The sequence below is a fragment of the Rheinheimera sp. B2H12 genome (assembly GCF_059620065.1).
This window is the reverse complement of record NZ_CM184363.1, coordinates 2,654,541-2,680,851: the sequence shown is the minus strand read 5'-3', so window position 1 is coordinate 2,680,851 and position 26,311 is coordinate 2,654,541. Positions and strand designations below refer to the sequence as shown.

The window sequence follows — 26,311 nt, the reverse complement described above, 5'->3', positions numbered from 1 at the left end:
AAGCGCGCGAACTTGTGAGCGTCGCAGCAGCCGGAGGCTGCAAATGGCCCGGCTTGTTATGTGAGCTTTTAGTTAAACGGGTTTTTACCATACTTTGACCTCAACGAATTCCTGAACGGTATGAGAGTTGCCACAAGGAAAATGCAGATAAAACCAATAAAAAACAGAACGCCCCTTATCAAAGCATGTTCATATGCAATCAAACTCGCAGGCACTGCACCAACGAATACCATGGTAAAAATAGCAGTTCTGTGGCTATTCCAATACAGCAAGAAGTTACCGAGTTTCAGAAAATACCTCCAACCACATAACGCCAAGTTAACCGCTAAACTGTCCGAGTTGAACGCCTTGTTAGGCATCGGTTTTTCCCCAGTTTTCGATCTTTTCTTCTAACCAATCTATGAGACATATGGCTTCGTTAAATACTTCATGCATTTTCTCGGGTGACACCTTAATTAAAGGCGGAAACCAATGCCTATAACCTGGCTCATGCATGGATTCATCGATAAAGTATGGATCCGAAATTCTTTCTAGATCTTGCTCCGAATACCTGCTACCCATTGAGACTATATCTTCTGGGTGTTGCGCTCTATTTCGCGCCAATGCTAGCTCTTCTATCAGCTCACATTTGACTGTAGAGCTATTCAAATCAATGCCAAATTCAGCTTTAAAAAGCTCACGATAACCATTGAACCAGCCCTTCTTGAAGGCGGCCCCATAGTGTTCTTCTAATCTCAGCTCTTTTGTTAGCCTTCTCGGCTTCCTACGAAGCACTCCATAAAGACTCTGCTTCATAAAGAGTTTCAATGTGGAGCTTAGCAATGACACACATTGAAGACCGAGCAATTCAATCGATTCATTTGCGTCCGACCACTCAATTTGAAATTGGGGCTCGCCACTTTCGGAATATTCCGGCTCATAGGGAGGCCGTTCCTCTTCTATCAAGCGTACTATCTCGACGAATGGATACAAAGCTCTCTCATAAAAGCCAATTAAAAATTTAACTCTTCCTATCGCAAAATAGTGAATGTCCAAATTGTGTTGCCTAACAGTACTTTATCAAAGGCAAGGAACCCGCAAGACGCAAATTTTATTGCCTTTGTTCATGAATTTTACTCAGAAGAAATAATCCTTTAACCCAAGTTAAATCAATCACTTCTAAACCTAATTACCAAATTTGGTAAGCGCGGGAGCGGTTTTATGCACGCAAGACGGAGATTAAAAAGTCATGTGTGATTCTAGTCGTTAAATCAGTCTTTAATACATTCAGTAACTACCAACGTCAGTATCCGCAAAATTGCACTAAACGGATTACCCGAATTGAGCGAATTACGTAACAAAGCCGCAGCATCCATCCCTAAAAGCCATCCTAAACCAGATTTAAACAATTTAAAACCAATTTAAACCCTTATCCCGGCAAGTTTAAATCGTTTAAAAACACCCGCGCGTCATAGCTTTCGGCTTCGACTTTGAGCTTGTCGGAACCGCTTGGGGTGACGTTTTTCACCACCATGCTATGCGCCCAGCGGTCGGTGGTTCCGAAGATATAAAAGGGCGGCTCCATCCGGCCGTTGGTGCTGGCGCTAAAGTCCAGATTGCGCTCCAAAATCACTTCATCATCGCTGCTGCCCTTGCTGCAATTGACCGGCCCGAATAGGCTGCCGTTGGGGCGTCGGATGGCGATGACGTGCTGGGCGTTGGCTGTCCAGGTGAGTGGCTGGTTTAGTTTCAGTCTATTTCCAGCGGTCACTGCGGTGACGCGGCCGGATTGGTTGCGGATGTTGTCAGCCACGGCAATTAAGCTTGCGAACTGGGCGTTATGGGCGTCCAGCTCGGTGGAGAAGTTGATAAACTTGCGTACGTATTTCATTCGGGCGCGCACTCGCATGCCAATGCGCCAGGCTTGCGTTTTGTTAGTGACCCCAAAAGCGCGGATTTTCTCGGGCTTAATCCCGGCATCACCTGGTAGCAGGCATTTGATGGTGGCGGTTTTCCAGGTGTCAGGGTCCATGTATTCCACTTCTACGCCATCGGGTTCGTCCGGTTTAAAGTTGCTAAACTCAATTTTTAAACTGTCGGTCAGCATATTGTCTGGGCTAAAAAATTGCCGGTGGATGGTCTGAGGGTCTTCGCGTACTGGGTAGAGCTGCCCAAATTCCAGCACTGGCTCGGCGTAGCCGGTATAAAGGATGCGCTGCAGCACATCCAGCAAGGTGCTGTCGTTATCAAACACGGCGTTAAAGCTTTGGTTTTGCGCGGTGCATTTGTCTTTAAAGGTCTGCAAATCTGGCAGCGATAACGTGCTGTCGCTGTGGCCTGCGTCTTTGACCGCATAGCCAAAAAAGTCCGCAATGGCATTGGTGGGGCCAGCCTCAATCCAGCTGTTGTTACTCAGCCTTGGTAAAATGCGGGTTGGCTTACATAGAATGCGGCTTTCGGCGCTATCAGCCAGGGCGTTATTGCCGATGATGCTCATGGCCATGGTGGTGATGCCGCTGTAGCGGGTCACTGTATTTAAACGGCTCTTCACGCGCTTACACACCACTTTATCTTTGACCTGGATATCATCAAAAGCCGCCGTGGTGCGGATAATCGCGACTTCATAGGTCGCTTTGGCCACGCTAATGATGACGGTCTGGCCGTATTCATCCATCGAGCGGCGACTGAATTTCACCGTCTGAATGGTCCAATCGATGGTGCCCAGCACCCGGTACATAATATTGACGTACACATCAATGGTGCTGATGGTGCCATCATCATTAATCCGGCCCATGCCTGGGATAAAAAAGTCGACTTCAATTTTGTCGGTGGTTTCGTTCTGCGGGCAAATCAGATAAGGGCCGAGCTGCCAGTTTTTTAAATCGGTAATCGGTTCGATATAAGTGTTGTAGTAAAAGCGGTAATCGGTCGGAAAAGCAGTCCAGCCGGGCTGGTCGACTTTAGTGACTGTGAATTCCTTTTTATCACTACTGGCGTTCGTGACCTTATATAAGCCGAGAATGCCGGTGGTGCGGGTTTTGGCGATGCGGATGTATTGGGATACCGCTGCCGGGAGACTCACGGCTTCACCGGCCATGCCGGTCAGGGTGATTTGGTTGGCGCTGACGGTTTCAACCAAATAGCCACCATTGATGCCTTTGCCCATCAAGCCAATGATTTGACCAGCCACCTGATGGCGGCCAATGCCTGGCGCGGAAATGATGTTGCCGCTGACTGCAGCAATGCCTTCAAAAGTAGTCAGGTTATTGGTTCGGCCATTGATATAGAGATAGTCATCGAGTTTAAACAGCAGTTCAACCGCCGGGCCATACTGGCCGGTTTTGCTGACCGTGAAGCGGTTTTGGTTAGTGACGATATAGGTGTTGGCATTGCCATCCATCAAGCCTGGTGGTGTGGTGAGTTCAAAGCCGGATTCACTCACTTCCGCACTTTGGAACCAGTTTTGATACGCCGGATGGCTGCTGATATTGGCACCCGGCTCAAACAGCGCATAGCTAATGTTATCCAAATACCTGCTAATCGGCGTTTGGGCGATTTTAATATCATCAGCGCTGAGCTGATACTGGCCAACCCCAATCGAAAACAGCAAATCGACACAAGGCACGCCGTTTTTATAAAAGCGGTGTGGCTGGTTTAAATAGTCCGGGAATACGCCATGGGTGCCTGCAATTTCGGGAATAATGCCGTTTAAGCGGGCGCGGTTGCCCTGCAGGTTCACATCATAAATGGATGAACCGGCAGGCGTTGTTCTGTTGTAGGTATCCGGCATTTTCTTAGCCATGGCTTTGGCGGCCACAGCACCACCAACCACCGCCATAATGGCAATCACCGCCGTTGCTGCATCTTTGGGTTCCAGCATTAAATCAATGGTGCCATCGAGGGGCAGCAGCTCATTAAAGCGCGCTTCAGGCCAGTGCTTACCATTCACGGTACAGCTAAAAGGTGCTGTCCGGTCATCATAATTTTTGACGTTATCCCGTAGCCACGCTTTGAGGCTGACTGGGGCGGTGAGTGGATACACTTCATCCGGGGCAGTGCTGAATTTATTGCTGAAAATGCGGATCATATCGATAAAACTCTGTGTGAAGACCAAGGCGTTTAAACTGGCGGTGGCTAATGAGTGCGGTTCCTGTGCTTTGGGTGGTGTGTAAAATATCGCTGCTGTCGATACAGACCCCAACATGCACCAGCACGCCAAATTTAAACAGGCACGCCACTGCGCCAGGCATGGCTTGCGTGGGTTTAAACTGATTTAAACTCTGTTTAAAGGCGATGTTTAAATTGTTTACATCATGCGGATGGATAGTGCCAAAGGCAGCAAAGAGCGGCTGGCCAAAGTCATGGTGCAGCACATGCCGCACCAGACCCCAGCAATCCCAGCCACTTAAATCACGCCCAAAGTCTTGATAAGGCACCTGCAGATAACGCTCAATGCTATTAGCCATAAATCAGCCCCGGAGCAAAAGCAGCGGTATAACGGCGCTTTGGCCATGGCGCATTGACCAAATCATGAAAGGTTGCCCGCAGTGATGCGCTTTTCACATCAACTGAACTTGCGGTGACGGTTAACCGCATCGGGGTTTCAGAAGGCGCAGATAAGTTGCTACCCAAATAGGCCCGATAAATCACCGTCACCCGGCTGCCAGCTTCCATCGCTGCTTCAATAAAGGCCATGGCATCGCCTGAGACGTTATCAATCTGAAACTGCAGCTCCTGCGCGCCTTTAATGGACTTTTGCGGCAAACTCACCGCAAAGAACGAGCGCGCAAACGTCACAGTGCTGCCAGTTTCTAACGTCGCCACCAGGTCTTCATAGCCTTGCACCAGTCGCCTGGTGCCTTTGCTGCTGATGAGTTCAATGGTGTGGTGGATGATTTCATCCACCGGCGCGCTGGCGTAGACCACTTCAAGCAATTGGCTCATGGTTTAAAGCGTCGGTACTGTAAACTGGTAGTCAATCCCTGCCTGGGCAGTGAGCGTCGCGATAGTCTGCTCCTGCTGGTCAACCCAGTTTCTCACCACATCATAGTGCGCCACGATATGGGCAGGCACCGGCGAGGGTGTGTTGGTATTGGCCATGCGATACTCGCGGATATACATCCAGTCGTATTTGGCAAGCTCGGCGGCGCTGGCTGCTTTGACTTGTTTAACCAGCTCCTGGCGCACCATGTTTGCGGCTTCTGCTTCGCCAACGAGGGTCAGTAGGGTTTCTAAGTCAATGCCCTGGTAGTTCAGGGCGTTGTGCATCATTGAAAACATCATAAGGATACGCTCGCATGTTTAATTTCAGTGGCAGGGGTCGTGAAGTTGCTGAGGATGCTGTTAACGGTTTTATATAACAGAGTCATCAGGCGCTGATTGACGAGGACCGTTGAGGTTGCGCCGGTATTTTCGGCATACATAAACTCGCATGACACAAAGCCGCCAACACGTTCAGCACTCGCCAGTGGACATTCCTGAGAAATAAAGTGAAACGCGCGATAGGTTGAACTGACCGCGCCGCCAATAGGCAAGCCAAAAGCAGCGCCTGCGTTCGTCAGTTTGAAAACCGCTTGTTGGTGTTGTGCAGCGGCCACCTTCACTCGATTGATGGTCAAATAGTACATAGACAGCAGGCCATTAAATAAGTCATGTGCATTGGATTGCCAGTTCACAACGATGTTATCGACGTTCGCCAGAGAAGTGCCTGCAATCACCAGGTTAATGTTGGAGTAAGTCCGCTTCACGGTGACGTCATAAACGCCAGCTTTAAGCAGAATATCGACACTGCCAGCGTACATGGCGCTGGCAAGTTCCAGCGCTTTATCCAATGTCGCTAAGGGTTTTGTGGCCGAGCCTTCATTGGCGTTGTTGCCATTAACGGAGTCGACATAAAATGTTTTTTTCATGCCGGGTACAGCCGCAATTGCATTGGCCAGCAATGTGGTCAGGGCTGAGCGCTCGGTTTGCCATTTACCGACTTCTTGAGCATATGTTTGTTGTAGCGCATTAATGGACGAAACCGCCTGCGCGAGTTGTTCTGATGTGGTGGCCATGGGGCACTCCTAAAGGTTGTTATCAATATCAGCTGCCGTTAACGTGCCGGCAGCGGCTTTTTTCAGTAAATCGGTGAGGGTTTTGCGAAGCCAATGTTGCTGGGTCTGGTTGTAACCGTGATCGCTAAAAAGCGGATAAATCGGAAAGCGCTGGCGCATGCCGTCGACGTCCTGCACGCGAATGCCATTGCCCAGCACCTGGCGCGGTGTGCCGTTTGCGTCTTTGACCCAGGCGGTATTGGCCGTGTCTGCCGGATCGACTTGTCCCGGCACTTCAGCTACCACGCCAACCGGCGTGCCATAGTAAAAGTGCAGCGGATGCGTGCCGCTAAAAGGCTTGGCCTGGGTGCCATGGCCAGCAGCTTCTTCGGCTTTGAGTAACGCATAATCGCCGGTGGTCAGGTTGTAGGGGTTCCAGTTTTCTCTTGGCGTTCTCAGAATGAGCTCTAACGGGATCATCCAGCTAAAACCACCGACCACGCGCGGGTGGCTGGTTTTTGCGACAAAAAGTGTGGGGTCATTAAAGCCCCGGTTGGCCGCAACACGGCCTGACGCATCACCCCGGTTGAACTTATAGCGACGGTTATAACGCGCCGCATTTAAGCGGCCGGAGCCGGTGTGGCTGTCCAGCACATCATTGAGGCCATACTGGGTATAGCTTTCTTCCAAAACTGCGCCATCGCCTTCAAGGCCGGGTAACTTTTCGCAAAGCGCCAGCAGGTCGACGCACTCAAAACGGGCCATCCGGCTTTTGGCCAAATTGGCCCAGCTGCTTTGATGGGCGCGGCTTCTTAAATCCCGAACCAGCTTAAAGCGGTTGGTGTTATCAATGGTGCCTGCGACGGCTTTGGCCTCGTTATAGGGTAAGCGACCATTGCTATCGGCAATCACGGCCACCGGGTGCTGATGGCCAGCATGTAAATCCAGTGCCTGGTACTGTGTACCATCCCAGGTGACGCGGACCTGATGGGTATGGCCAAAGTCGTTACTTGTGGTCAGCTCCAGAGGGACGCCGGACTTAATCGACGTCATTTGAGCGTTGGTGAGCACGACCTCCAGACTGTGGTAATGGCTGTTGCTGTTGCCGACCACAAAGCGTGGCGATTGCTCAGCGCCACCTAGGGCGCGTAAATCACCGACCGGATAGCTGTTAATCCGGTACTGTAGGGTGCCAAAACGTGGCACGCCCTGGGCGTCGACATAACGCACCGTGAAGGGCTGATAGCTGAGATTCTCCAGCCGATTTTTATGGCCGCTGGCGTTGAGGTAGCGGCCTTTGTCGAACATCTCGCGATAGCCTTTGGCGTCATTGGCATGGCGGAATGAATCAGCTGGGTCGTCCAGTGCATCATCTTCGGACTGCTCCAGCCAGCATTCCAGGTATGCTAAATGCCACTGACAGTCCTGTGGGTTGGCTGTTTTGACATCGCGCATATAACCGGCCTGGGTATTGGCAAAATTGATACTGCCGTCCGGGTTGATGCCGGTTGGCAGTGCGGCAATGGCGGTTGGAATATCGGGGGCATTGAGCGCCACACGCTCCAGGTAACGGCCCTGAATGGGATACGCCATGGCGTAATCCATGTGGCGCGTGCGAAAATAGTAGCCATTGATACAGGCAGCAATTTCCGCCATGCCGGGCTGGCTTTTATAGTTGGGGTGGTTGTGGATATTCAGTGCCGCGTAACTGACATCATGTACGCGATACCCTAATTCAAAGGTGCGGTCAGCCTGGTATTGGCGGGTATTGACGATACCGCTGGCACCCTGGCTTCTTAAAAACTCGGCATAACCTTCTTCCTGGGCGGCTTCAGCTAAAAAGTCTCGCTCCATCATGTTAAAGACCGGCAAGCGATGCGATTTACCGGCGTCGTGATAGCCCTGAAAATACTCTTCCGGCAAACTGTTGCTGGTGCGGACTTTTTCTAAATGCCGGTCAATTTGTGCGATGGCGCGGTCGGTGCGATAGACAAAATCAGCCAATGCCTGGCTGTGTAAATCATCTTTGGTTTTAAGCTGCAGCTGTGCGCTCATCAAATTCGCAAAACCCACCACAAAGGCGCTATAAGCTGTTTCGCAGTTCAGCCACTGCTCCGCGATTTGACTGTCACCACCGGCCAGTGGTGCTTTGCCTGGTGCGGGTAATTCTTGCAGTGGCGACGTATCAAAGGCCACCCGAACAGCCAGCGCCGCCGCGTTTTGGGCCTGCATCAGCAAATCAGACATGGCCGTCATGTCTTGTTGGGCTTGTGCTGTAAATTCGTCTGACAGGGTGTTTAAACTGGATTTAATCAACGCCATTTCATCGGCAATAGCATTGACCGCATCGCGGTGGTGCAAGATGGATTGGCGGTACTGGTCCGCGATATTGGCATGATGCGCCGCAGCCCCGACGGCGTTTTGCGCATCGGTGGCGGTATCTTTGATTTCGTTATGCAACAGCGCATTGAGCACCGATAAGGTTTCAACCGCTTTGGCTTTGAGATTGAGCAAGCGCGCTGAGGTGTCTGCGGCCGCATCCCTTTGCTGCAACGATTGATTGAGCGCAGTGACGTTCAAGTGAGTCACCGCCACCTGCGTCTGGCCAATACGCACCTGGGCGCCGGTGGCCAGCACATCCCGCGCGGCTTGTTGTGCACCTTCTGCAATCTCGGCCGCTTCATTGAGCATCAGACTACTGAGCGCCGTATTGGCACTGACGGCAGCGGTATTTGCGGTGCTTTGCTGCGCATCCCTTTTGGCTTGCATAGCCGCATCTGTGGCTGCAGTTTTATCAGTCATCACGCGCGCCAGGGCATTGGATGTTGCAGCTTCTGCGGCGACCACGGTAGCTGCCTTAGCGTTGACATTGCGCTCTGCAAACAGCACCTGTGCAGTTTTGGCGATTACCTCATCATGCTTGGCATCAATATCAGCCGCAGCTGCCGTGGTCAGCGCCGATAAACCGGCCACAGTCGCCGCGTGGGTCGCGGTTTGGCGGCTTTTGTTCTGAATATCACTGGCCAGCGCATCAATGGCGTTTTTATCCTGCATCATCAGCGCAAGCGCAGCGCTTGCACTCTGGGCATAGCTGGCTGCCAGGCGCGCAGAGGCGTTCACTTCAGCAGTTTTGGCAAACAAAAAGGTGCCGGTTTCATTGGCGATTTGCTTGCGAAGTGACGGCACCAGCACGCCTTCAATATTGACATCGGCGCTACTGGAGGCGGTCATCATCGACCGGATAGCATCGGTGATGGCATTAAACCTGGTGGCGGCTGCGGCTAAACTCATTTGGTAATGGCCCCTTTAATTTTATCAATCACGCCATTTAAGGACGCGATATCGTTGTCGAGTAAAAACTGGGTGTCTTCCGGGCTTAATACCGGGCGGTCAATCTCTAAAGTCGCGCGGTATTCCCACCACTGGCCACCGGCCAGCAGCTTGGCTTGCTCTAATGGGTTGCTGAGAAACCTGGCATTGACCCGCTGCATGCCGCTTGGAAACAGCAGCGGCGTGGTAAAGGTGAGCGTTGCGCCTTTGAGGGTATGGGTCACAAAACCCTCAAAAAGCGCCGCGCGACTGGCTTCACAGCGATAAATCACCGGCACATGGGTCGGCACTGAGCGAAACTTGGCGCGGGTGCGCGTATAGCCGCTATCCATCGGCGTCACGGCCAAATTTGGCCGCTGCTGCAGCGCAAATTCGTCGCGTTGTGGGGTGGGCAGTTCACTGGGCCACATTAGCCAGCCCTCTTCAGTTGATAGGTTTGTTCAAGGGTTCTGGCCATCTCGCCGCCGTTTTGCACATCGGATAAAAACAGGTTCACGATGTAATCTTTATCGCCGCGCTGCTCCATCTGCGCATTGGCTTTAGCGCCGCCCTGGCTGTGGACCACCACGGTCAGATTGACGTTGCCACCGGCGTTATTTGCTTGTGAGCGTTCATCAATACGGCGGACTTTTTCGGTGATTTCAATGTTCTGGCGCGGTGATAACACGCGCTCACCGCGCTGCAGCACGTAGGTGGATTCTGACGGCACATAGTCCAAACCACCGTGCGCGATACCGGCAGGCTGTTGTTGCTGGATCATCCGTACCTGGCCAAGACCCATCGCCACTGCCGCCGCAGCAGCTGCTGCACCAAGGGCAGGGCCAACCACCGGAATGGTCGACAGTGCCGCATAAGCACCGGTCGCGGATTCGTAGGTCTTAATCAGTGCCTGGCCAATGGAGTACGCTTTGAAAATTTTAAAGGCGGTTTTACTTTGCCCGGCAAAGGCTTTGGCGGCATGCTCACCGATCCCCAGTAAAGCAATGGCTTTATTGGCTTCGTTTTTCTTTTGCCAGTCCGTGAACTGCAAAATAGCGCCGCGCATTTCACCGGTTCGGCCCGCATGTAAGGCAATTTCCCGGTTGGTAAACTCATTCTGCAGTTCTTCCATCCGGGTTAAATGTTTGGTGACTTTTTCTTCTTCTAACTGGAATTTAGCTTCGAGCTGGGCGCGGCGTTTTTCCAGGGCGTTGTCATCCCGTTGCTCAAGCGCCAGCCCTTTAGGCAAGTCCGTTGGATCAATGCCTTTGCTACGAAGGCGCATCGCATCCATCGTGGCCTGGTGTTCGGCTTGCCTGATGGCCATGGTATTGGCATAGGTCTCTGCCGCTTCACGGGTCGCAAAGCCACGAATTTGCAGCAGCTTTTTCTCATGCGCCTGCTGCGCTTCATCCTGCCTGGCGTCATATTTCAGCTCGCCAATTTCGTCATTGGCTGCCAAGCCTTTTTCTGCCCGCCGCGCCGCATCAACGCGCGCTTCGATTTTGGCTTTTTCGACCGCATAGGTGTTGGCATAGGCTTCTGCGGCTTCGCGGGTGGCAAAACCGCGCGCCTGGGCGAGGGATAGCTCCTGGGCGTCTTTTTTATCCTGCTCGACTTTACGCCGGGCTTCGTTTTCAGCCCGAATTTTTTCATCGCGCGCCTTTTGGCCTTGCTCTGCCAGGGCTTTGTGCTCAGCCGCATCGATGTCTTTGAGGATTTGGGTATATTTTTGCTTGTTGGCCGCGTCGCTTGCCATCGACATGGTGACCATATCGCGGCGACGCTGATAACTCTCGCGCAGCTTGGCTTCTTCGCCTAACAGCTCAACCTGCAGTTGCTGGATATTGGCTGGCAGTGGGCGGGCGCTTTGCTGTTGATCTCCTTTGCTCAGTGCTGCAATACGCTGAATGCTGCTTTCAAGCTCGGTGATATTGGCTTGCCGGGTCTCCAGTTCGGCGGTCAGCAGGGTCTGGCGTTTGATATGCTCTTTACGCTCAACCTCGGTCAGCGACACGGCGACTGTTTTGGCTTCTGAAATAACAGCACCATACTGACTCACCACCGGTGCCACATACATCGCTTTGCCCTTGGTCAGTTCGCGATTGATGGTGGCTAATTCAGTGCTCAGCGCTCGGGCCGCGTTCCGGGCGTCTTCAAGCTTGCTGTCGATATTGACTTTACGGGCACCCAACTGGGCTTTAGATAAGCCATCCAGTGAAGCGGTCAGGGTTTTGACTTCGCCATCAAACTCGCTGACACTTTGCGTCGCGGCAACGCTGCTATTGCCAAATGACATCATGGCCACAGCTCCAATGCCCAGGATGGCAATGAGGCCAGGGACACCACCGACGAAGGCTAACGAGCCGGCCAGCATCCGGCTTGCCAGTGTTGCCTGGGTGGCAACTGCGGTGTAATTGGCGGTGGCAACCGTTAACGCGCGCTCTGTGACAATAGCGCGACCGTTGGCGGCGGCCAGATTGGTGATCGCCACGCCCCGAAAGTGATCCGATTGCGCTGCGCTGAGGTTATGTGTGTAGTATTCACGCATTTGCACAGCGCGGGCATGCTCGACCGTTGCGGTTTGCATCACGCCAGCCAAGCGCTCTTTTTCCGCCAGTGCCTGGGCTTTAGTGGCCTGAATGTCTTTGAATTTGGCTACAGTTGCCATGGTCAAACTGCCAACCATGCGGCCTGCCAAAACCAACGCCAGCGCAGTGGCGGACACGGTTAACCCTTCGACCAGGGTTTGGTTTTCCCGCAGGGCATTCATGCTGCTAGTGAGTACACCGGCTAAGGCGACGACACCAAAATTGACGTCTTTCTCGTATTCACGAATAAGCTTCTGATAAGCGTTACCCATCTCCGCAAAAGAGGCGGTGATTTTGCCTTCGGTACGCTCGGCTGCGCCTTCATAGCTTTTTAAAGCTTCGATTAAATACTGTTTAAACATGGCCGAGGTAACCTGGCCAGTGCCGGTCAACTGCCGGAATGTCATGCCGGTTTTGGCGACTTGCTTGTCCAGTTCGCCCAATAAGCCAGGCAGTGGATCCATCACCTGGTTTAATTCATCGGTCTGCAGCACGCCGCTGGATAACGCCTGGTTTAAACCATAAAGACTGTTGGCTAACTGGTCATTGCTGGCTCCCAAGGCCGCACCGGCATTGACCAGTCCCTCTGTGATAGCTTTACCTTCGGTCATGGTAACTGTGCCGGAGCGCTGCAGGTTCAGCATGCTGGTAAAAGAGCCAGCTAAGGCTTCATAACTGATATTCAGCTTGTCAGCGGTGGCGAACAGATATTCCTGGTTGGCCGCATAATCTGCTGTAGTCCCGGATAAGCTTTGCAGACGTGATTCCAGCAGCTGGGCGCTGGCTGTATCGTTGACAATCTTCTGAGCGGTGCCAATGCCGACCACAGTACCCATAGCAGCGGCCATGGCGTGATAACCGCTGGTGATTGTGTTGACTGAGCTGGCCGCTTGCTGGTTTGTGCTAATTTGGGTGCGGGTTTGCTGCTCAATGCGCTGTAAATCAGCCACGCTCTGGTTCGCACCAGAGCTGACTTCTTTACCGTCGTAGCGTAATTTCAGCAGTAAATTCAGGTTGCTCATTGCTATCCCGGATCAGACTTAATACATAGCGCTCAATGCGCTGGATGTTGTCAAAATCGCGGGGCAGCAATGTCAGCCCGAGGTATCTCCAGGCAACATCGGCCGCCTGATAATTCAGGGCGATTTCGATGTTGTCTTTATCGCGTAAAAACTGCGTTGTGACGGCAGTAAATGACTTTACAGTGGTCTCCAGCTCCGGCAATAACAGAGCTACTTTTTCAACCGGTGGCGGGGGTGGCAGCCCGGCTTTATCCATAAACTGGGCAAGGTCACTGTCGGCTTCGCTTGGGGCTTCACCGACATACCAGGCGGCCACCTGGGCTAGTTTTTTTCGCGCACCTCGTACTGGGCGTTGACGACTTCCACCGCCAGGCGTCCGGCGATGCCGCCGTATTCCAAAAGCTCGTTTAAGGTGTCGGCATCAAAAGTGACTTCCTGGCCGTCATCGCTAAAACCTTCCCAGCCCAATAACAGCTCCCGCACGGTTTGTGCATCGCTGGCACCGGTGCTGGTGAGCTGTTGCAGTTCTTCCGTTTTTACCAGACGGATGTGGGCCGTGAATTTAATCAGCGTGCCGTGATAGGTGAATTCAATCGGCTTTTTAATCTGGTAATTTGCCAGTTTTTCTAAGAATTTAAGTTTCATGTTTTATTACTCTAAAGTGATTTTCAGTTCATCATTGCCAAGTAAGGGGATTAAATTCCCTTCCAGCTCATAGCCGGTCAGCTCGCTGCTGAGGTTGGCGTATTTGGGCACCGGCAGCTGCAGGCGGCCGCTAATGGTGATTTTTTTGCCCGCTGCAGTGCCGTGCTTAAACTCAAAGGGCACCACTTCGCCCGCCATCGCGAACGGGTTAAAGGTGGCCAGTTCTGTGGCAGTCACGGTCAACTGGCCCTTGCTTTCGTGGCCGGTGATTTCGATGGCAGAACTGGTGATAGTGCGGTCATAAATGACCTTATTGCCCGCATCGACGCTCAATTTATGCAGCGTCATGGCGATGTTATTGAGCTTAAAGCTGCTGCCATACTCCGGCCCCAGCACGTCCGGTTTTTTCCAGTTATCCCAGTTCGGCTGTAATGCTGCAGCGCTGGCCGTGGGTGGCGCAAACACGCCTTTAAACTGCCACTGCACCATCGGGCGGCCTTTTTCAAACGCCAGGCTAAAGTTGCCTTTAAGCCCCGTGATGGCGTGGGTGTGCTTGCCAAAGATAAAGCTGGCAACCGCCGGAGTTGCCGCCCCCCGGCTATAGACCACCTTGGTGGCATCAGATACCTGTGCAAAGCCACAGGCCAGCCAAAGCGGCGACGTCACCGGCGCTGTGCCTGCCACGCCGCTAATGGCCAGCGGGGTTTTAAAGTTTAACGTCACATGATGGCCATAAAACGTCTGCAGCTCCGCGCCTGAATAATTACTGGCAGGGCGCTCGTTTTCGGATTCATGTTCAATGCTGAACTCCACATCCAGCGCATAGATGGCATGTGCCACACCCAGCGTTGCGCCCTGGGAGGCGAACAACACTAATTTGTCTTTAAATCGCCACATCGTCGGGTTCTCCTTTACGTTGATAGCTTTGGGCGTCAATGGCACCCTGTAAAATCTCGCCGGTTTGCTGCGCCAGGGCGATCACTTCATCTGCAGTCAGCGCTGCAGGCACCGGCACAGCATCGGCTTTGTTCGGTTTTTGCGTCATAGCGGCCTCGTGGTCACTTCAATCAAGCGCTCGGTCATAAACTGCGCCTGATAAATCAGGTTGTTGGTGTCGCGGTTAAGCTCTACCATTCGGCCCCGGTGCGGCAAAATAGGCGACCAGCCTTCTGGCACTAAGCCAGTCAGACTTTGGCGGACTAAGCCGCGCAGGGTTTTGATTTGCAAATCTGAATTGGCATTACCGACCATGACCGGCAGTACAATCATCACGGCAAACAGCTCGTTAAGTTTGAGGGTGATTTCGCAGGTGACTTCATCAGCGGCCTTGTAGTCTTCATCCAGTGCCAGCACAAACAGCGTCGGCATTTGCACGCCCTGGGCTCGAACAGCGTTAAAGTCCGAAGCAAAGCCGACATGCGCCTGGCCGTTTAAATCCTGTTTTAACCGGCTTTCAATGGCGTTTAAATCGAGGTTAAAACTTGCGTGTTGGGCGTTCATACCAGCCAATCCTTCACAATGTTGTCGATTTCGTCACGCTGCATCAGCGCAATGCCAAGGATGGGGCGGGCAGGGAGCGTCACCGACTTATTGCGGCCGGTTTTGCCGCCAAAGTGGTGGATGGCAGCGTATTTCTCGCCCAGGCCATGGATTAACTCATCATCCGTAGCACTGTGCGTCACACTGCTGGCCAGTTGCCGGGTGTCTGTGAGTGTCAAGCCGCCGCGCTCTTCAGCTGCGGCAGATTGTTCCCAGCGGGTGCCATCCGGTGCTTGCTCCTGCAAAAACCGCAGCTGGACATCACTGTCCAAAAACGCCCCGATGTCATCCAGCACATCGCGGGCGCTTCCGGTGCGCGCCGCCAGGGCTTTTAAGCCATCAATGGCATCACCGCTAATGCCGACAAACACCCAGGCCATTAATAACCGTTCCAGTCAAACCGACTGCCGGCACGCACCGTTTTAAGGCCCGTGGTTGGCACTCTGGCTGGATCATGCTCGGTCAGCTTAATCACGCCTTTTTCAATATCCTTCAGGCGTGCCGTGGCGTAATCACGCCGCCGGATCAGCTCCTCTGACGGATTGGGGCACAGTTCATACTGCAGCAAATCAATCGCCAGGCCCGGCACCAGGCTTTGTGCCAGCTCATCGCTGGTCACGCTAAACCGGCTGATATAGCCTGTCACCACCGACTGCACATGCTGCAAAGACACCTGGTACCAGTTCGCAATCGACTCCTGCAATTCCGTCTGCGCCTGGTCAATCAGCGCCAGCTGCACATCCTGCACAGTGATAAATTGCCCTGGCGTGGCCAGACGCCCGGAGGCGTACTGAACCAGCAGGTTGATGCCCACTTTGTCGATAAAGCGCTGGGCGGTCAGCATTACACAACGTCCGTCAGCAGGATGGCCGCTTGTTTGGCGATGATCAGCTCTTTGACCGATTCACCCACCATCACTTCGACACCACCGCGAATACCAGCAGACACATCCCGGTTACCTGAAATACGGTCGCCATATTGCGCGGTGAGCGCAAAGGTCATCCGGTTGTTGGTCGTGCGTGCCAGAGGATCGATATAGGGCAAACTGATAAAGTTACTCCAGGCACTGGCCAGCTCCATTTCCTGGCCTTTCTTTTTGATATTGACCCGCGCCTGGCCCACATAAATATTCTGCAATTCGAAGGTGTCTTTGATGTACTGCCAAGGCACCATGCCTGTGTCTGCTACAGAGCCGTTATAGCCTTTGATCAAAGATTTGTTCATGCGGATTTTGGTGGCGACAAAGGAGTTCAACACCATTGAATTCGGACGCATTAAAGGGCGCTCTAACATCTCAGTCAGCAACTCAAAAATGTTGCAGTCAGGATCGGTGATTTTTTTCAGACCGTTTGCAGCCAGCGATTGCGTATAGCCATAATTCGCTTTCGTGCTGAACAGTTGAGCGACCCGCACTTCACGCCCCAGCTCAATTAAATCCGTGATGGATTCAACCGCATGGTTCAGCGGGTTGTAGTTTGTCGGCGCATTGGTGATGTCATCGTTCGGGACCACATCACTTAAACCTTCATCGGAGACCGAGTCGGTTTTCTCTTTGGCGCTGAATTCAACCTTGTTCGGTGATGATTTACGACCCACCTTGGTGTCAACTTCGGTCATGGTTTCGGATGGGTCAAACTCCAGATATTTAAATTGCATTAAACCGACCGGTGCCCGTGGGCATACCTGATCTGCAATCATTTGCCGGTTGCGATAGGCAATCGCAATCGCCGTTTGTTCGGTATTCGGGGTAAAGGGGAAGCCGTTAGACATCTGTTAAGTCCTTATTTGACAATGATATGCGGGTTGACGTACACGATGCCGTAAGAGCCGAGCACGCCGCTTTCTTCTGCCACGCCGAGGATCCAACAGGTCGCATCCTCCGCCAGTGGCGCTTTGTTAAATTCAATGGCACGCCCTTCGGCGTCCGCCACCAGAATGTCCCCGGCATCCACCGGGCCGCCGAACTCAACCAGCGCCGGACCGGATTTAATGACATCCACCCGGCCATTGTTGGTGGAATCCTGATCTGTGACGCCACAGATTGCCTTGACGGTGGTATTGGCTTTTTCGACCTGGCGCTCCACCTGGGTGTAGGCCACGATGTGGCCTTTGAAGATGGGCGCAGTAATTTCGTAATTGCGGATCGGGTTCATGGGCTAGTTACCTTGTATTGATGACCTTGTGTTGTTGTTTAACGTGTTCCATCGCGCTGCTCAGGCTAATGACGACGCCCTGGCTGTGCTGGTTCTGCTGGTAATCGCTGGCAAGCTTGGCCAAATCGTTGGCGCTTAAAACTGCCGGTGCGGTTTTATCAAAAGGCTGGGTGAGCACGGTTTGCTCGGGGATAGACTTTAAAAAGTCCTTCAGCCACTGCGCCTGGGTGCTGGTTTGGGCGCTGCCATCCGGTGCGGCAAAATCAAAGGTGACGTCCTGAGTCGACAGATGCGCCAGAAAGTCCGCCAGGCCATCGGTTTTGGTGAAGCGGGGCGCGGCACCGCTGTTAAGCTCTGCCACAAACTGCTGCGCATCCGTCAGGGCCGCCGCAAACGACAGGGTTTTGCTGGCCTGACGAAGGTTTTCAAGCTCGGTCCGGGCGGCTTGTAATTCGACATCTTTAGCGCTCAGGGTGGCGCTAAATTCAGCCTGGCGCGCTTTCCACATTTCTTCAGAGGCAATCGTGGCTTGAGCGGCTAAGCCGTCAATGTGCCAATCTGGCAACATGTTGTCGGCGGTTTCTGCACCATGGCGCTCAATAAAAAACGACTTCAGCTTGCGAAACAGCGTCACCACAGCATTGCTGGTATCCACGGTCAGCGATTTGATTTGGTCTTCCAGGGCGAATTCGAAGCTGACGGCTTCTGCATCAGCTGCATTGAATTGCCACTGCATGCCGCCAACAGCAGGTGGCTTCGCGCCTAAAAAGCCGATATGGCCAAGCTCATAACCATTGGCAGTTTTAACCAGACGCACGGAGCGGTTTGGATAACGGCGGTTTTCCACCGCCTGGGCAAATTCATGGTCGACATCATCGGCGCGGGCAAACAGCTTATCGCCCTCGATTTTAAGCTCAGCAGCCCAGCCCCAGGCGGGGTCGTTCTGCTCAGGATGGCCAATGACCAGCGGGGCGGTTTTGGGTTTGAAATTGCTAACAACAGACTGCAAATCGGCTGCAGTAAATTCAGCAGATTGGCCTTTGCTATCGGTATGGGTGCCAGCTCGAAAGATTTCGAACCAATTGAATTGCGTGTTTTTTGGTTTGGTGATGCCAGGCATAACAGGCTCCAGAGTGAAGTTCTAGAGCTAGAATGACGTTTGTCAGGGATGGGGTTGGACGGAAAAGACTTTACAGTGGTTTTGTGAATGGACTTTTTAGGCTATTAACAGACTCCCATGATTACGTAGAAAGCAATAATCAGCAATTTCCATATTACTTTAAATATCTCGCAATAAATACAGCTCAGATCTATGGATAAAAATTCAATTATTTGATTTCTTTCCTTTGCAAAGAACAAGATGAACATGACTATTGTTGGAAGCCAGCAAAAATATTTATAGTTTTTGATTTGAGCATGACCTGATTCAACCCGTTTATTTATTTTTTCGACAACTTCGTCGAGCACAATAAAGGTTTCTGGGGGCTCAGTGCTTTCCTTGCTTTTTTTAACCAGCTTTTCAAAGATGAAGTTACTGCTGCTGCTAATCTGACTTAGTCGTTCATCTTGCTCCTTGACCATCAAATGGTTGATCCAGCCTGTGACCAAAACGCCTATAATTATAAAATAATAACTATATGCATCAGTCAAAGCAGTGAGCGTTCCTAAGCTTACAAGCGCTATAGGGACTGAATACAATTTCGTTTTTATATCATTCAGGACGCTACTTATTTTTTCAGAGTAGTCAAACCATTTATCTTGAACTTGCTGCTGGAATTCACCTATAGCAAAGTTGTGAATAAAAATTTCGTAGTGTTCGTAGTAATTACTTTTTACGTTATCTAAGTTTTTGAAAAGTAGTAAAGCGTGCTCTTGAGGCTTTACCTCTGCTATTCCTGCAGATTTTAGCGTTTCGACTAATGCTAGTTTAAAAAACGCCTGTTTATCTTTGCTATAAAGATTGCCTAAATCAGACTCTTGAATCAAAAACTTGACATCATCAACTGATGATATTTTTTCTAAAGTACAAATTTTAATGATATTTGAAAAAACAATTTCAAGCGGCTTTGAAAATTTATCATCACCACTTTTTATAAAAAAATACAATGATATGCCGCTGTCTGTTTTTTTCTCGATGTCGGCTATTTTCTTTAAAAAATCTACCCATTCGAGAACTGGTTTTATTTTTTCCAAATCCGGCAGCTTTAGGTTGTTAGTGCTAATATAATCAATATCCGTTAGGTAAAATAATGATGGTAACTGGCTACCTTGAAATAAGAATGACGAATTTGAGTCTAAGAGTTCCGCTGTGTTTTTGAAAAAAAACATTCCCGATGGTAAGCTTATTTTTATATTTGTAAACTCTACACCATCTACAATTTGATTAGAGCTAACGATCTCACTATAATCGATCTCAATATTTAATGTCCTAAATTCCGATTTGTTATCATATATTAACTTTAATATTTCAGCTTGTCGCGCATTGATGATTACCTTACAGTCACTTGAAATAATCCCGCTTGAAAATTCAAGCTGATTTTTTAGTGATTTATATAACTCTACAATGACTACAAAAAGCTGATCTTTTCCCATCTTTACTTACCGGTTTTCTGCAAAGAAAATAGATTCTGAATTATAGCATCCTTTACATGCTGTGGCATGTTTTTTCCTCGCAATATTAAGTCGTCATTTTCAGGGTTGTATAGTATTTTTTTATCGCAGCCATTCTCGTTGTTTAATAATCCTATTGAATCTGTTTCAGTATTTAACTTAAAGTCATCTGTGTAGTAGCTAATGTTGTTTAATCTTGCGATAGCATCAGCTTGAGCAAGAAAGCTTGTCGGCATTTGATAGTCATTTTCATTACAGAACTGCAGGAAACTATTTTTCTGTTCATCAGTTAGGCTTGCAGGTAGGTTTGCTTTTATAAAATCTTCTATTTTAGATACAAAAACTTCTTTGTTTTCGTTTTCTTTAAAGTGTTTTATTATTTGCTCTCTTGCTGCTTTCTGTGCTGGCTTATCAGCTCCATGGTGCTTGAGAAAGTCTCTTGCTGCGTCAAGGACCATTGATGGCATTTTGCTTTGTACTATTCTCTGCTCACAATCAAACGCATTAGCAAAATAATCCGTTTTCTTCCCCTTGCCTATAAAGCTAAGGTAGTTTTTTGGGTTTTCAGCCGTTGTAGAGTTTAAATAGTCTGTTATTGATATATCAACAGCCTGATGGAGCTTGGTCTTGTCGACATGAACATCATGTTTTGGCGTTAGCTTTGTAAGTTTAATGCCAGCTGTATTGGTAATCATTACTACAAGCAGTTTTGTTTTGCTTCGAGATGTATATTCTACAAAACAAATATACCCCCCATTACTGTTTGTGGATTTTATTTCATCATGAAGCCTTTTCATTGCTGATATGGTTAATTTCCTGAATGATTCGTCAAGGTTGTTATTCGAGCCTTCTTGGTATAATGAGCTCAACAAAGATGGGAAGGGTGACGGCTCCCTAAATTTACCCCATAAAACAGAAGTTCTGTCATCTTTAACTTTGATTAAGTCATGTGCAAGATTCGCAATAACCTCAATATTAAGATCAAGAAGTTTTTTAGCGATATCCGGGTCACCGTGCCTGAAAAGTTCATGAATTATAAATCGTTTCAAAGTAGCCATTAATTTGCCTTTAAAGCCATAGAATTTTGTGGAAACGAATGCCTAGTAGCATTGATTTGTTTTAGCTATGAAACACATGGATGAGAGGAGGGGTCATAAAGATTGCTCGACTCATCCATGAGCCATTTTAGGTAAATCTACCGCGATATTAGCTAAAGGTCTAGCAATTAATGCCCCTCTAAACCTTCAAAAAGCCTTATGGCTGTTGGTTTTTTTTCGCTACACTCGAGCAAGCCGATATTGGCTGATACATGGAAATAATGATGAAGAACGAAGTTCAGAAATGCCTGTTTTGTGGACAAGAATGCAATACCGAAGTAAGAGACAACGGTGACAGTACATTTTTTTTCTGTAGAAATAAGCACTGCGCTGAGACTAAGGTTTCAAGTGGATTCATGCAAAGGCTTAAGGAAAACCCAGGGCTGATAAATTCCGCCAATAAATATATCCGAGATTATTTGGGGAAGCCTGGTTACTGCGCATGTGAAGGTGGTGCACCTTTGGCCACCATGAACTGGATCCCATCTCACTGACCGCATTTTTACCGCCGATGGCAAAATGTTGCTGTGAGCCAGCCTGTGGCCATGTTTAATTGCCGTTTAAACATAGTTTAATTTTGTTTAAACGGGTTTGAGCAAGCGCGTGGTAGTGGGTCGGGTGGTGAGGGGCTTAGAATCGATTCTGGCGCGTATTTTGAAAAGAGAGGTTTTTACCGTTCGCAAGCGCAAACGCCATCCATGGCGTTGGTGTTTAATGTACCTTGGCGTTACCTAAAGCCATCTCGAAATTGCCATTAGATTTGATATCCAAGATTGCCTGAAGCTTTTCGGCGACATCCTTCAGCATATGCAGGTTCACAGGCTCATAAAAGATACGTTCACGCCAGGGCCGCTTGATACCATTGTTCATACCCGTAATGATCACTCTGCCTTTGGAAGATTCGATATAAATTTCTATTTTGCTGGCTTTAAGATCATTCAGATAATAATGAACGGTATAAAAAACAAACCGGTATACCAGTTCCTGCAACGGTTCAGGGATGGCACAGCAGAGATTAATTTCCGATTCCGTTTTGTTATGCTGAAACCTTAACTTCATGGCAAGCAAATTCAGTGCGTTTTCCAATGATGAGTTACCAAGCGCGCCGCAACTTTTGGTTAAAGGTAATAACTTGTCGAGCAGCTCATCTGCAATGGATGGGGCTTGACCACTTTCTAGTCCGCCCGTGTGGTTCAGGTAGTGACTCAGATGGGTGGCAAGACCAAAGATTTCATGGATTTGATGGTCAAGCGACTTACTTTCCATATTGATAATTTGAGTACGGTACATGCGAACAGCCGTAAGTGCGGCAAGTAACCCAACAATCAGCAAGCTAAGCGGCAATCCAATATACAAACCAATGGCAGCAGCATTTTTATAAAATGGCATTTTAACATTCAACCATTCCATGGAGTAAGGACGATGCCATTCACCATCCATTTTTTGATAACTGAGCGTGATCGAATGGTAGCCCTCACGCATCGCCGGGAAGACAAATTCACCTGTTGAAGATTCGTAAGAGTCAGAACCAACTTGCAGTCTCCAGCGCCGGTTCTTTTGCAGAAAATCATTGCCGGTTACACCTAATTTGATGGTGTCGCCATGTTCAACTTCGAGATCCCCAGTCAGAAAGGTTTGAAGTTTTTCATTAACACGCAACCAGGATAATTTGGGCTGGATTTCATCGTTAGCTAACGAATTGACATTAAACATCACCACGCCTTTCATTCCTGCTGCTATCAGCATTCCCGTATCAATATCGAGTGAATTGGCACTAAACATCACATTACTGACGCCAGGAATTGGTGAACACACCTCAATGGTAATAACACAAAGACCTTCACGCGCGGATACATACAGTTTGTCGTCAAACACCACGCTGGCCACTACTGCATCTGGCGATGGTACACGTACCCAGTTTTGCTCAACCAGTTTATAAATGCCAGAGCCATAAGTGCTGACGAAAGTTTGCCCATTTAAAAGATTGATATCACTGAGTTTAGAAACCAATTTTTCAGGATAAGTGCTGGTTTTGAGCTGGCCACTTTCAAGAGTTTGAATGCCATTTGCACTAACAACCCAAATGATGCCATTGAGTACCTTAATGCGCAGGACTTCATTGGATGTTAAACCAGTTTTAACTGTGTAGTGTTCCAGGATTGCCAGGTTGTTATCGAGGATAAAAAAGCCGTTACTGTCAGTGGCCACGTACAGTTTGTTTTCATGCATGGTTATATCCAGCACATACCCAAGTTCAACTTTTTTACTGCCATCTAAATATTGCACACCGTATTCTGTGCCTATTAAAGCTTTGTGGTTGTGCTCGAAAATGACAGTTGAAAACGAGTCAGCTGGCAGCTTTTCGTTAAGTGGTTCCAGCGAAAATTGGTTAAGTTTGAAAAGACCTGCGCCTCGAAATGCTAGGATAATATCTTTGCCAACTCTGCCAATCGAAGATTCAGGGGAGCGGGCAAGCGAAGGGCTTGGAATTTCAAAAATAGCGCGTGGGATCTGGTAGACATCATTAATACTGAATACCCAAAGCGAACCTTGATGATCAACCAGGATATTCTGACGCGGTATTTTCCGGTTTAACACATTGGTACGGACTTTCTGAAAGTCATCGCTCGTTACAACGTGAACTTCACCTTCCTGAATCACCCATAAAAAACCTGGGTCAGCTGGTGCAACATCAGTCAATCCCACAATAGGAATGCGACGTATGCTGCCAGTCAGGTGATTGATGATACTCGCAGCATCGTTGCTGATGCCGACTAAACCTGTAGCTGTGACAGTTCCTCTGATGTAATGCCCCGCAGCCATTAGGCGTTTTCTATTTCGCTGTAACTGATAAATGCCCTTATCGGTAAAGGCATAAACTGCATCATGGCCGAATTGCAATGAACCCACTTTGACTTGTTCCAGCACGACTTCAGTTTTGCCACTGGGCTGCAATCTGATCACTGAATCTGCCAGGGTGATAAACACATCTTCATAATCGGCAGCTGCAGATTTGTGTTCTTGTTTAAAAAGCTGCCGACTGGAGCCGGTTTTGGTATCAGCCAGCCATAATCCGTTGTCCTGGCTCGTGATCAACAACTGGCCTTCCGGTGTTTTTGATAATGACCTTATCCAACCGCTGCCCAATTTTAATTGTTGGTCTATTTTGAACTCGGTATAGCCATCATAACGAAACAACCCCTTATGGCCGCCCATGTAGAGATAACCTTGCTCGTCTTGGACAGCACCATTTATAAATTGTCCAGATGTGAAGTGTTCAAAGGCAATAGCACTGAAATTAATCAATAATAAAACCAATGATATTAATAACCTATCCATTTAGTTAACACCACTATCTAAAAAAATGGGGGTAATTGTCTTACCCCCAGAAATTTTTAATTTAAACGATTATTTGGATGTTCGCGTGTGCCACAGAAACCAATAATACTTTCGGCATATTCGACACTTTGCATTTCTGCTGCTTCAGTAGTTTTTGTTAACGATGTCGTTTGCGGTGGGGTTTCCCGGACAATTAAGAAGGTCGGTTTTCTTGGATCCGATGGTTTCTTCTTGGAGTTCCAGGTTTTCATCACTTTCTTGCCTGCGGCTGGCCCATAACGATGGCTGTATAATTCTGCCAACATTTTTGCGCCATGATCAGAAGTGATGATCATGGCCGTGGAGGCAAAATCACTGCCGCAATCGAAGTCCATATCGACCACCATGCTGGATTGATCAGGTAGTCGTATGGTTGCTTCCATTCGTTCTACCACGGCACGGTCTTTTAGTGGGGTTGATGCATAGCAACTGATTGATATAAATGAACATAATAACAATAACTTGTGCATAATACTCTCTTATATAAGCTCTAAAGCACTCCTTGCCACTGCGTCTATCAGAGTTTGATTGCCATCAAACTGAATGGCCTGCTCAAATAAAATCTTGAACAGTTTCGCCCGGATATCTGCAACTGTCTCAGGTGCCAGATTTCGTTTTGCCATGTCAGGTCCACGTAAATATTTGTTAATAACTGATTCAACCACCGTGTAATAACGGAGGGCTTCACCTTTATCAACTTTAGGCTTGGTTTGCTGTTCTTCTACAGCAACTGGCCTGGCCTGTTCCATAGCGCCTTGCTTGACCTTGATCCCAAAAATTTCATCTAAAGACCAGCCTTGTTTCACAGCAGTGTTAATTAAAGCTTTGTAAGGGAGTTCTCCCTTCTTAATCGCACCATGCAAACCTGGACCAGAAACACCTAAGGCAGAAGCTAAGCCATTGATACTTTTGGTTTTTGAGACTGACTTTATATTTTCAATCGCAGTTTCTAAATCAAACGAATTTAGGGTATCACTAGATAATTCCATAAGCAACGCCTAATAGCAATAGTTAATAAAATCAAAAAAACCATTGACCTCGCAGAAAGCATAAGCTATTACTAATAGCATATGCTAATGACCAAACAGTTTTAGCATGTCATAACCAAAGGAGTTTAACACATGCAAAATCAAAAAAGCCCAGTAAACATTAAGGAAAAAGAGGGAATGACTCCTGATTTAATCCTTGAAGAACTAACAAAAAGAGACGTTCTGGTCTCGGATATCGCTAAGGCTCTGGAGGTGACACCAGGCCATGTTAGCAATGTTATTCGACGGAAAAGCTCTTCATACCCGGTACAAAAAGCTGTTTCACTGGCTTTAAACCTGAATATTGCCCTTGTATTCGGAACAAAATCTATTCCTTCCCGAGGTCGCAAACCAAGAACAGAGCGCAGAGCACAAGTTGTTGCCGCAATTCGAGCAGGAATTACAGTGCCATCCTCTGCTTAGTCATAAGTTTTTGCTAGTGAAAATCACAAGTAATTGTTACTGAAATTATTACCGGAGAACAGCATGGAAGAACTTATCAAAAGTTTGCAAACAAGCATCCTCAAAAGTGAAACACCACCTAATGCAGATATTTATCACTTCTTTATTGGTGAATTGAACAAAGCGATCCGCCTAAGTGGCTATAGCAGGGTCATGGTTGCAGACCGTATGAACGAAGCCCTGGGCGGAACTCAGGTTGTTACCCCTGTAAAGCTGAACAAATGGCTATCTATGGAAACCGATCAGCATATGCCTGTCCACTTTTTGCCTGCTTTATGTTGGGCAGTTTCAAGTATTGAGCCTGCCAATGCGCTGCTAAAACCGATCATGTTTACTGCAATTGATGAACGTGGTCAGTTGCTACAGCAGTATGCGACCTTGTCGATTGAAGGCACTGAAAAAATCCGTGCCGCTGATCAGTTGGCATCAAACTTACTTCGCTTAACACGGCCGGAGTAATCAC

26 protein-coding genes are annotated in these 26,311 nt (G+C 49.1%); 2 read left to right on the top strand and 24 right to left on the bottom strand.

Going from position 1 to position 26,311, the window contains the following annotated elements; all coding sequences use genetic code 11:
* Window positions 1–351: 351 nt before the first annotated feature.
* From AC53GJ_RS11535 to AC53GJ_RS11420, 24 genes are all read right to left on the bottom strand, one after another.
* A complete protein-coding gene (locus tag AC53GJ_RS11535) occupies window positions 352–1,035 on the bottom strand; it encodes a hypothetical protein (protein WP_496727854.1) in 684 nt (227 codons plus the stop codon).
* A 373-nt stretch (window positions 1,036–1,408) separates the two neighbouring features.
* A complete protein-coding gene (locus AC53GJ_RS11530) occupies window positions 1,409–4,066 on the bottom strand; it encodes a host specificity factor TipJ family phage tail protein (protein WP_496727853.1) in 2,658 nt (885 codons plus the stop codon).
* A complete protein-coding gene (locus AC53GJ_RS11525; RefSeq protein ID WP_496727852.1) occupies window positions 4,044–4,445 on the bottom strand; it encodes an NlpC/P60 family protein in 402 nt (133 codons plus the stop codon). The genes AC53GJ_RS11530 and AC53GJ_RS11525 overlap by 23 nt, the downstream gene beginning before the upstream one ends.
* Window positions 4,438–4,923 (bottom strand): DUF1833 family protein, encoded by a 486-nt coding sequence (locus AC53GJ_RS11520; protein WP_496727851.1) that lies wholly within the window; start codon window positions 4,921–4,923, stop codon window positions 4,438–4,440. The genes AC53GJ_RS11525 and AC53GJ_RS11520 overlap by 8 nt, the downstream gene beginning before the upstream one ends.
* 3 nt (window positions 4,924–4,926) lie before the next feature.
* Window positions 4,927–5,262, bottom strand: coding sequence for a hypothetical protein (locus tag AC53GJ_RS11515; protein ID WP_496727850.1), 336 nt, complete (start codon window positions 5,260–5,262; stop codon window positions 4,927–4,929).
* Window positions 5,259–5,888 (bottom strand): DUF1565 domain-containing protein, encoded by a 630-nt coding sequence (locus tag AC53GJ_RS11510; RefSeq protein ID WP_496727849.1) that lies wholly within the window; start codon window positions 5,886–5,888, stop codon window positions 5,259–5,261. The genes AC53GJ_RS11515 and AC53GJ_RS11510 overlap by 4 nt, the downstream gene beginning before the upstream one ends.
* A 156-nt stretch (window positions 5,889–6,044) precedes the next feature.
* A complete protein-coding gene (locus AC53GJ_RS11505; RefSeq protein ID WP_496727848.1) occupies window positions 6,045–9,305 on the bottom strand; it encodes a hypothetical protein in 3,261 nt (1,086 codons plus the stop codon).
* The gene (locus tag AC53GJ_RS11500; RefSeq protein ID WP_496727847.1) at window positions 9,302–9,754 is read right to left on the bottom strand and encodes a hypothetical protein; all 453 of its coding nucleotides are present in this window, start codon (window positions 9,752–9,754) and stop codon (window positions 9,302–9,304) included. Before AC53GJ_RS11500 ends, AC53GJ_RS11505 begins: the two co-directional genes overlap by 4 nt.
* Window positions 9,754–12,936: a tape measure protein gene (locus AC53GJ_RS11495; protein ID WP_496727846.1), complete on the bottom strand. Its 3,183-nt coding sequence runs from the start codon at window positions 12,934–12,936 to the stop codon at window positions 9,754–9,756. Before AC53GJ_RS11495 ends, AC53GJ_RS11500 begins: the two co-directional genes overlap by 1 nt.
* The gene (locus tag AC53GJ_RS11490) at window positions 12,893–13,252 is read right to left on the bottom strand and encodes a hypothetical protein (protein WP_496727845.1); all 360 of its coding nucleotides are present in this window, start codon (window positions 13,250–13,252) and stop codon (window positions 12,893–12,895) included. Before AC53GJ_RS11490 ends, AC53GJ_RS11495 begins: the two co-directional genes overlap by 44 nt.
* A 5-nt stretch (window positions 13,253–13,257) precedes the next feature.
* The gene (locus tag AC53GJ_RS11485; RefSeq protein ID WP_496727844.1) at window positions 13,258–13,581 is read right to left on the bottom strand and encodes a hypothetical protein; all 324 of its coding nucleotides are present in this window, start codon (window positions 13,579–13,581) and stop codon (window positions 13,258–13,260) included.
* Between the two features lie 6 nt (window positions 13,582–13,587).
* The gene (locus AC53GJ_RS11480) at window positions 13,588–14,478 is read right to left on the bottom strand and encodes a hypothetical protein (RefSeq protein ID WP_496727843.1); all 891 of its coding nucleotides are present in this window, start codon (window positions 14,476–14,478) and stop codon (window positions 13,588–13,590) included.
* Window positions 14,465–14,626 carry a hypothetical protein gene (locus AC53GJ_RS11475; RefSeq protein WP_496727842.1) on the bottom strand — a complete coding sequence of 54 codons (162 nt, stop codon included), beginning with the start codon at window positions 14,624–14,626 and terminating at the stop codon, window positions 14,465–14,467. The genes AC53GJ_RS11480 and AC53GJ_RS11475 overlap by 14 nt, the downstream gene beginning before the upstream one ends.
* Window positions 14,623–15,081, bottom strand: coding sequence for a phage tail terminator protein (locus tag AC53GJ_RS11470; RefSeq protein ID WP_496727841.1), 459 nt, complete (start codon window positions 15,079–15,081; stop codon window positions 14,623–14,625). The genes AC53GJ_RS11475 and AC53GJ_RS11470 overlap by 4 nt, the downstream gene beginning before the upstream one ends.
* Entirely contained in the window at window positions 15,078–15,500 is a 423-nt protein-coding gene (locus AC53GJ_RS11465) for a phage virion morphogenesis protein (protein WP_496727840.1), read from the bottom strand. The genes AC53GJ_RS11470 and AC53GJ_RS11465 overlap by 4 nt, the downstream gene beginning before the upstream one ends.
* Window positions 15,500–15,964 carry a hypothetical protein gene (locus AC53GJ_RS11460; RefSeq protein WP_496727839.1) on the bottom strand — a complete coding sequence of 155 codons (465 nt, stop codon included), beginning with the start codon at window positions 15,962–15,964 and terminating at the stop codon, window positions 15,500–15,502. Before AC53GJ_RS11460 ends, AC53GJ_RS11465 begins: the two co-directional genes overlap by 1 nt.
* Window positions 15,964–16,890: a phage capsid protein gene (locus AC53GJ_RS11455; protein ID WP_496727838.1), complete on the bottom strand. Its 927-nt coding sequence runs from the start codon at window positions 16,888–16,890 to the stop codon at window positions 15,964–15,966. Before AC53GJ_RS11455 ends, AC53GJ_RS11460 begins: the two co-directional genes overlap by 1 nt.
* An 11-nt stretch (window positions 16,891–16,901) precedes the next feature.
* Complete coding sequence (locus AC53GJ_RS11450; protein ID WP_496727837.1) at window positions 16,902–17,273, bottom strand: hypothetical protein; 372 nt, start codon at window positions 17,271–17,273, stop codon at window positions 16,902–16,904.
* Between the two features lie 7 nt (window positions 17,274–17,280).
* A complete protein-coding gene (locus tag AC53GJ_RS11445) occupies window positions 17,281–18,393 on the bottom strand; it encodes a hypothetical protein (protein ID WP_496727836.1) in 1,113 nt (370 codons plus the stop codon).
* 104 nt (window positions 18,394–18,497) lie between these two features.
* Window positions 18,498–19,865 carry a hypothetical protein gene (locus AC53GJ_RS11440; protein ID WP_496727835.1) on the bottom strand — a complete coding sequence of 456 codons (1,368 nt, stop codon included), beginning with the start codon at window positions 19,863–19,865 and terminating at the stop codon, window positions 18,498–18,500.
* 2 nt (window positions 19,866–19,867) lie between these two features.
* Window positions 19,868–20,941 (bottom strand): nucleoid-associated protein, encoded by a 1,074-nt coding sequence (locus tag AC53GJ_RS11435; protein WP_496727834.1) that lies wholly within the window; start codon window positions 20,939–20,941, stop codon window positions 19,868–19,870.
* 750 nt (window positions 20,942–21,691) lie between these two features.
* Window positions 21,692–24,319 (bottom strand): ligand-binding sensor domain-containing protein, encoded by a 2,628-nt coding sequence (locus AC53GJ_RS11430; protein WP_496727833.1) that lies wholly within the window; start codon window positions 24,317–24,319, stop codon window positions 21,692–21,694.
* Window positions 24,320–24,375: 56 nt separating this feature from the next.
* Window positions 24,376–24,741 (bottom strand): hypothetical protein, encoded by a 366-nt coding sequence (locus AC53GJ_RS11425; RefSeq protein ID WP_496727832.1) that lies wholly within the window; start codon window positions 24,739–24,741, stop codon window positions 24,376–24,378.
* A 96-nt stretch (window positions 24,742–24,837) separates the two neighbouring features.
* Window positions 24,838–25,347: a hypothetical protein gene (locus AC53GJ_RS11420; RefSeq protein WP_496727831.1), complete on the bottom strand. Its 510-nt coding sequence runs from the start codon at window positions 25,345–25,347 to the stop codon at window positions 24,838–24,840.
* 132 nt (window positions 25,348–25,479) lie between these two features.
* Here AC53GJ_RS11420 and AC53GJ_RS11415 point away from each other — a divergent pair, with 132 nt between their 5' ends.
* Window positions 25,480–25,809 (top strand): hypothetical protein, encoded by a 330-nt coding sequence (locus tag AC53GJ_RS11415; RefSeq protein WP_496727830.1) that lies wholly within the window; start codon window positions 25,480–25,482, stop codon window positions 25,807–25,809.
* 63 nt (window positions 25,810–25,872) lie between these two features.
* Window positions 25,873–26,307, top strand: coding sequence for a hypothetical protein (locus tag AC53GJ_RS11410; protein WP_496727829.1), 435 nt, complete (start codon window positions 25,873–25,875; stop codon window positions 26,305–26,307).
* The last annotated feature ends 4 nt before the right edge of the window (window positions 26,308–26,311 follow it).

Bases quoted from the DNA above. Each gene is read 5' to 3' on its own strand.
- AC53GJ_RS11455 (WP_496727838.1), bottom strand. From the start codon at position 16,890: ATGTCTAACGGCTTCCCCTTTACCCCGAATACCGAACAAACGGCGATT.
- AC53GJ_RS11520 (WP_496727851.1), bottom strand. From the start codon at position 4,923: ATGAGCCAATTGCTTGAAGTGGTCTACGCCAGCGCGCCGGTGGATGAA.
- AC53GJ_RS11465 (WP_496727840.1), bottom strand. From the start codon at position 15,500: ATGGCCTGGGTGTTTGTCGGCATTAGCGGTGATGCCATTGATGGCTTA.
- AC53GJ_RS11470 (WP_496727841.1), bottom strand. From the start codon at position 15,081: ATGAACGCCCAACACGCAAGTTTTAACCTCGATTTAAACGCCATTGAA.
- AC53GJ_RS11475 (WP_496727842.1), bottom strand. From the start codon at position 14,626: ATGACGCAAAAACCGAACAAAGCCGATGCTGTGCCGGTGCCTGCAGCG.
- AC53GJ_RS11420 (WP_496727831.1), bottom strand. From the start codon at position 25,347: ATGGAATTATCTAGTGATACCCTAAATTCGTTTGATTTAGAAACTGCG.
- AC53GJ_RS11505 (WP_496727848.1), bottom strand. From the start codon at position 9,305: ATGAGTTTAGCCGCAGCCGCCACCAGGTTTAATGCCATCACCGATGCT.
- AC53GJ_RS11410 (WP_496727829.1), top strand. From the start codon at position 25,873: ATGGAAGAACTTATCAAAAGTTTGCAAACAAGCATCCTCAAAAGTGAA.
- AC53GJ_RS11440 (WP_496727835.1), bottom strand. From the start codon at position 19,865: ATGGGAAAAGATCAGCTTTTTGTAGTCATTGTAGAGTTATATAAATCA.
- AC53GJ_RS11415 (WP_496727830.1), top strand. From the start codon at position 25,480: ATGCAAAATCAAAAAAGCCCAGTAAACATTAAGGAAAAAGAGGGAATG.
- AC53GJ_RS11530 (WP_496727853.1), bottom strand. From the start codon at position 4,066: ATGATCCGCATTTTCAGCAATAAATTCAGCACTGCCCCGGATGAAGTG.
- AC53GJ_RS11500 (WP_496727847.1), bottom strand. From the start codon at position 9,754: ATGTGGCCCAGTGAACTGCCCACCCCACAACGCGACGAATTTGCGCTG.
- AC53GJ_RS11460 (WP_496727839.1), bottom strand. From the start codon at position 15,964: ATGCTGACCGCCCAGCGCTTTATCGACAAAGTGGGCATCAACCTGCTG.
- AC53GJ_RS11430 (WP_496727833.1), bottom strand. From the start codon at position 24,319: ATGGATAGGTTATTAATATCATTGGTTTTATTATTGATTAATTTCAGT.
- AC53GJ_RS11510 (WP_496727849.1), bottom strand. From the start codon at position 5,888: ATGAAAAAAACATTTTATGTCGACTCCGTTAATGGCAACAACGCCAAT.
- AC53GJ_RS11480 (WP_496727843.1), bottom strand. From the start codon at position 14,478: ATGTGGCGATTTAAAGACAAATTAGTGTTGTTCGCCTCCCAGGGCGCA.
- AC53GJ_RS11515 (WP_496727850.1), bottom strand. From the start codon at position 5,262: ATGATGTTTTCAATGATGCACAACGCCCTGAACTACCAGGGCATTGAC.
- AC53GJ_RS11425 (WP_496727832.1), bottom strand. From the start codon at position 24,741: ATGGAAGCAACCATACGACTACCTGATCAATCCAGCATGGTGGTCGAT.
- AC53GJ_RS11450 (WP_496727837.1), bottom strand. From the start codon at position 17,273: ATGAACCCGATCCGCAATTACGAAATTACTGCGCCCATCTTCAAAGGC.
- AC53GJ_RS11435 (WP_496727834.1), bottom strand. From the start codon at position 20,941: ATGGCTACTTTGAAACGATTTATAATTCATGAACTTTTCAGGCACGGT.
- AC53GJ_RS11445 (WP_496727836.1), bottom strand. From the start codon at position 18,393: ATGCCTGGCATCACCAAACCAAAAAACACGCAATTCAATTGGTTCGAA.
- AC53GJ_RS11525 (WP_496727852.1), bottom strand. From the start codon at position 4,445: ATGGCTAATAGCATTGAGCGTTATCTGCAGGTGCCTTATCAAGACTTT.
- AC53GJ_RS11485 (WP_496727844.1), bottom strand. From the start codon at position 13,581: ATGAAACTTAAATTCTTAGAAAAACTGGCAAATTACCAGATTAAAAAG.
- AC53GJ_RS11495 (WP_496727846.1), bottom strand. From the start codon at position 12,936: ATGAGCAACCTGAATTTACTGCTGAAATTACGCTACGACGGTAAAGAA.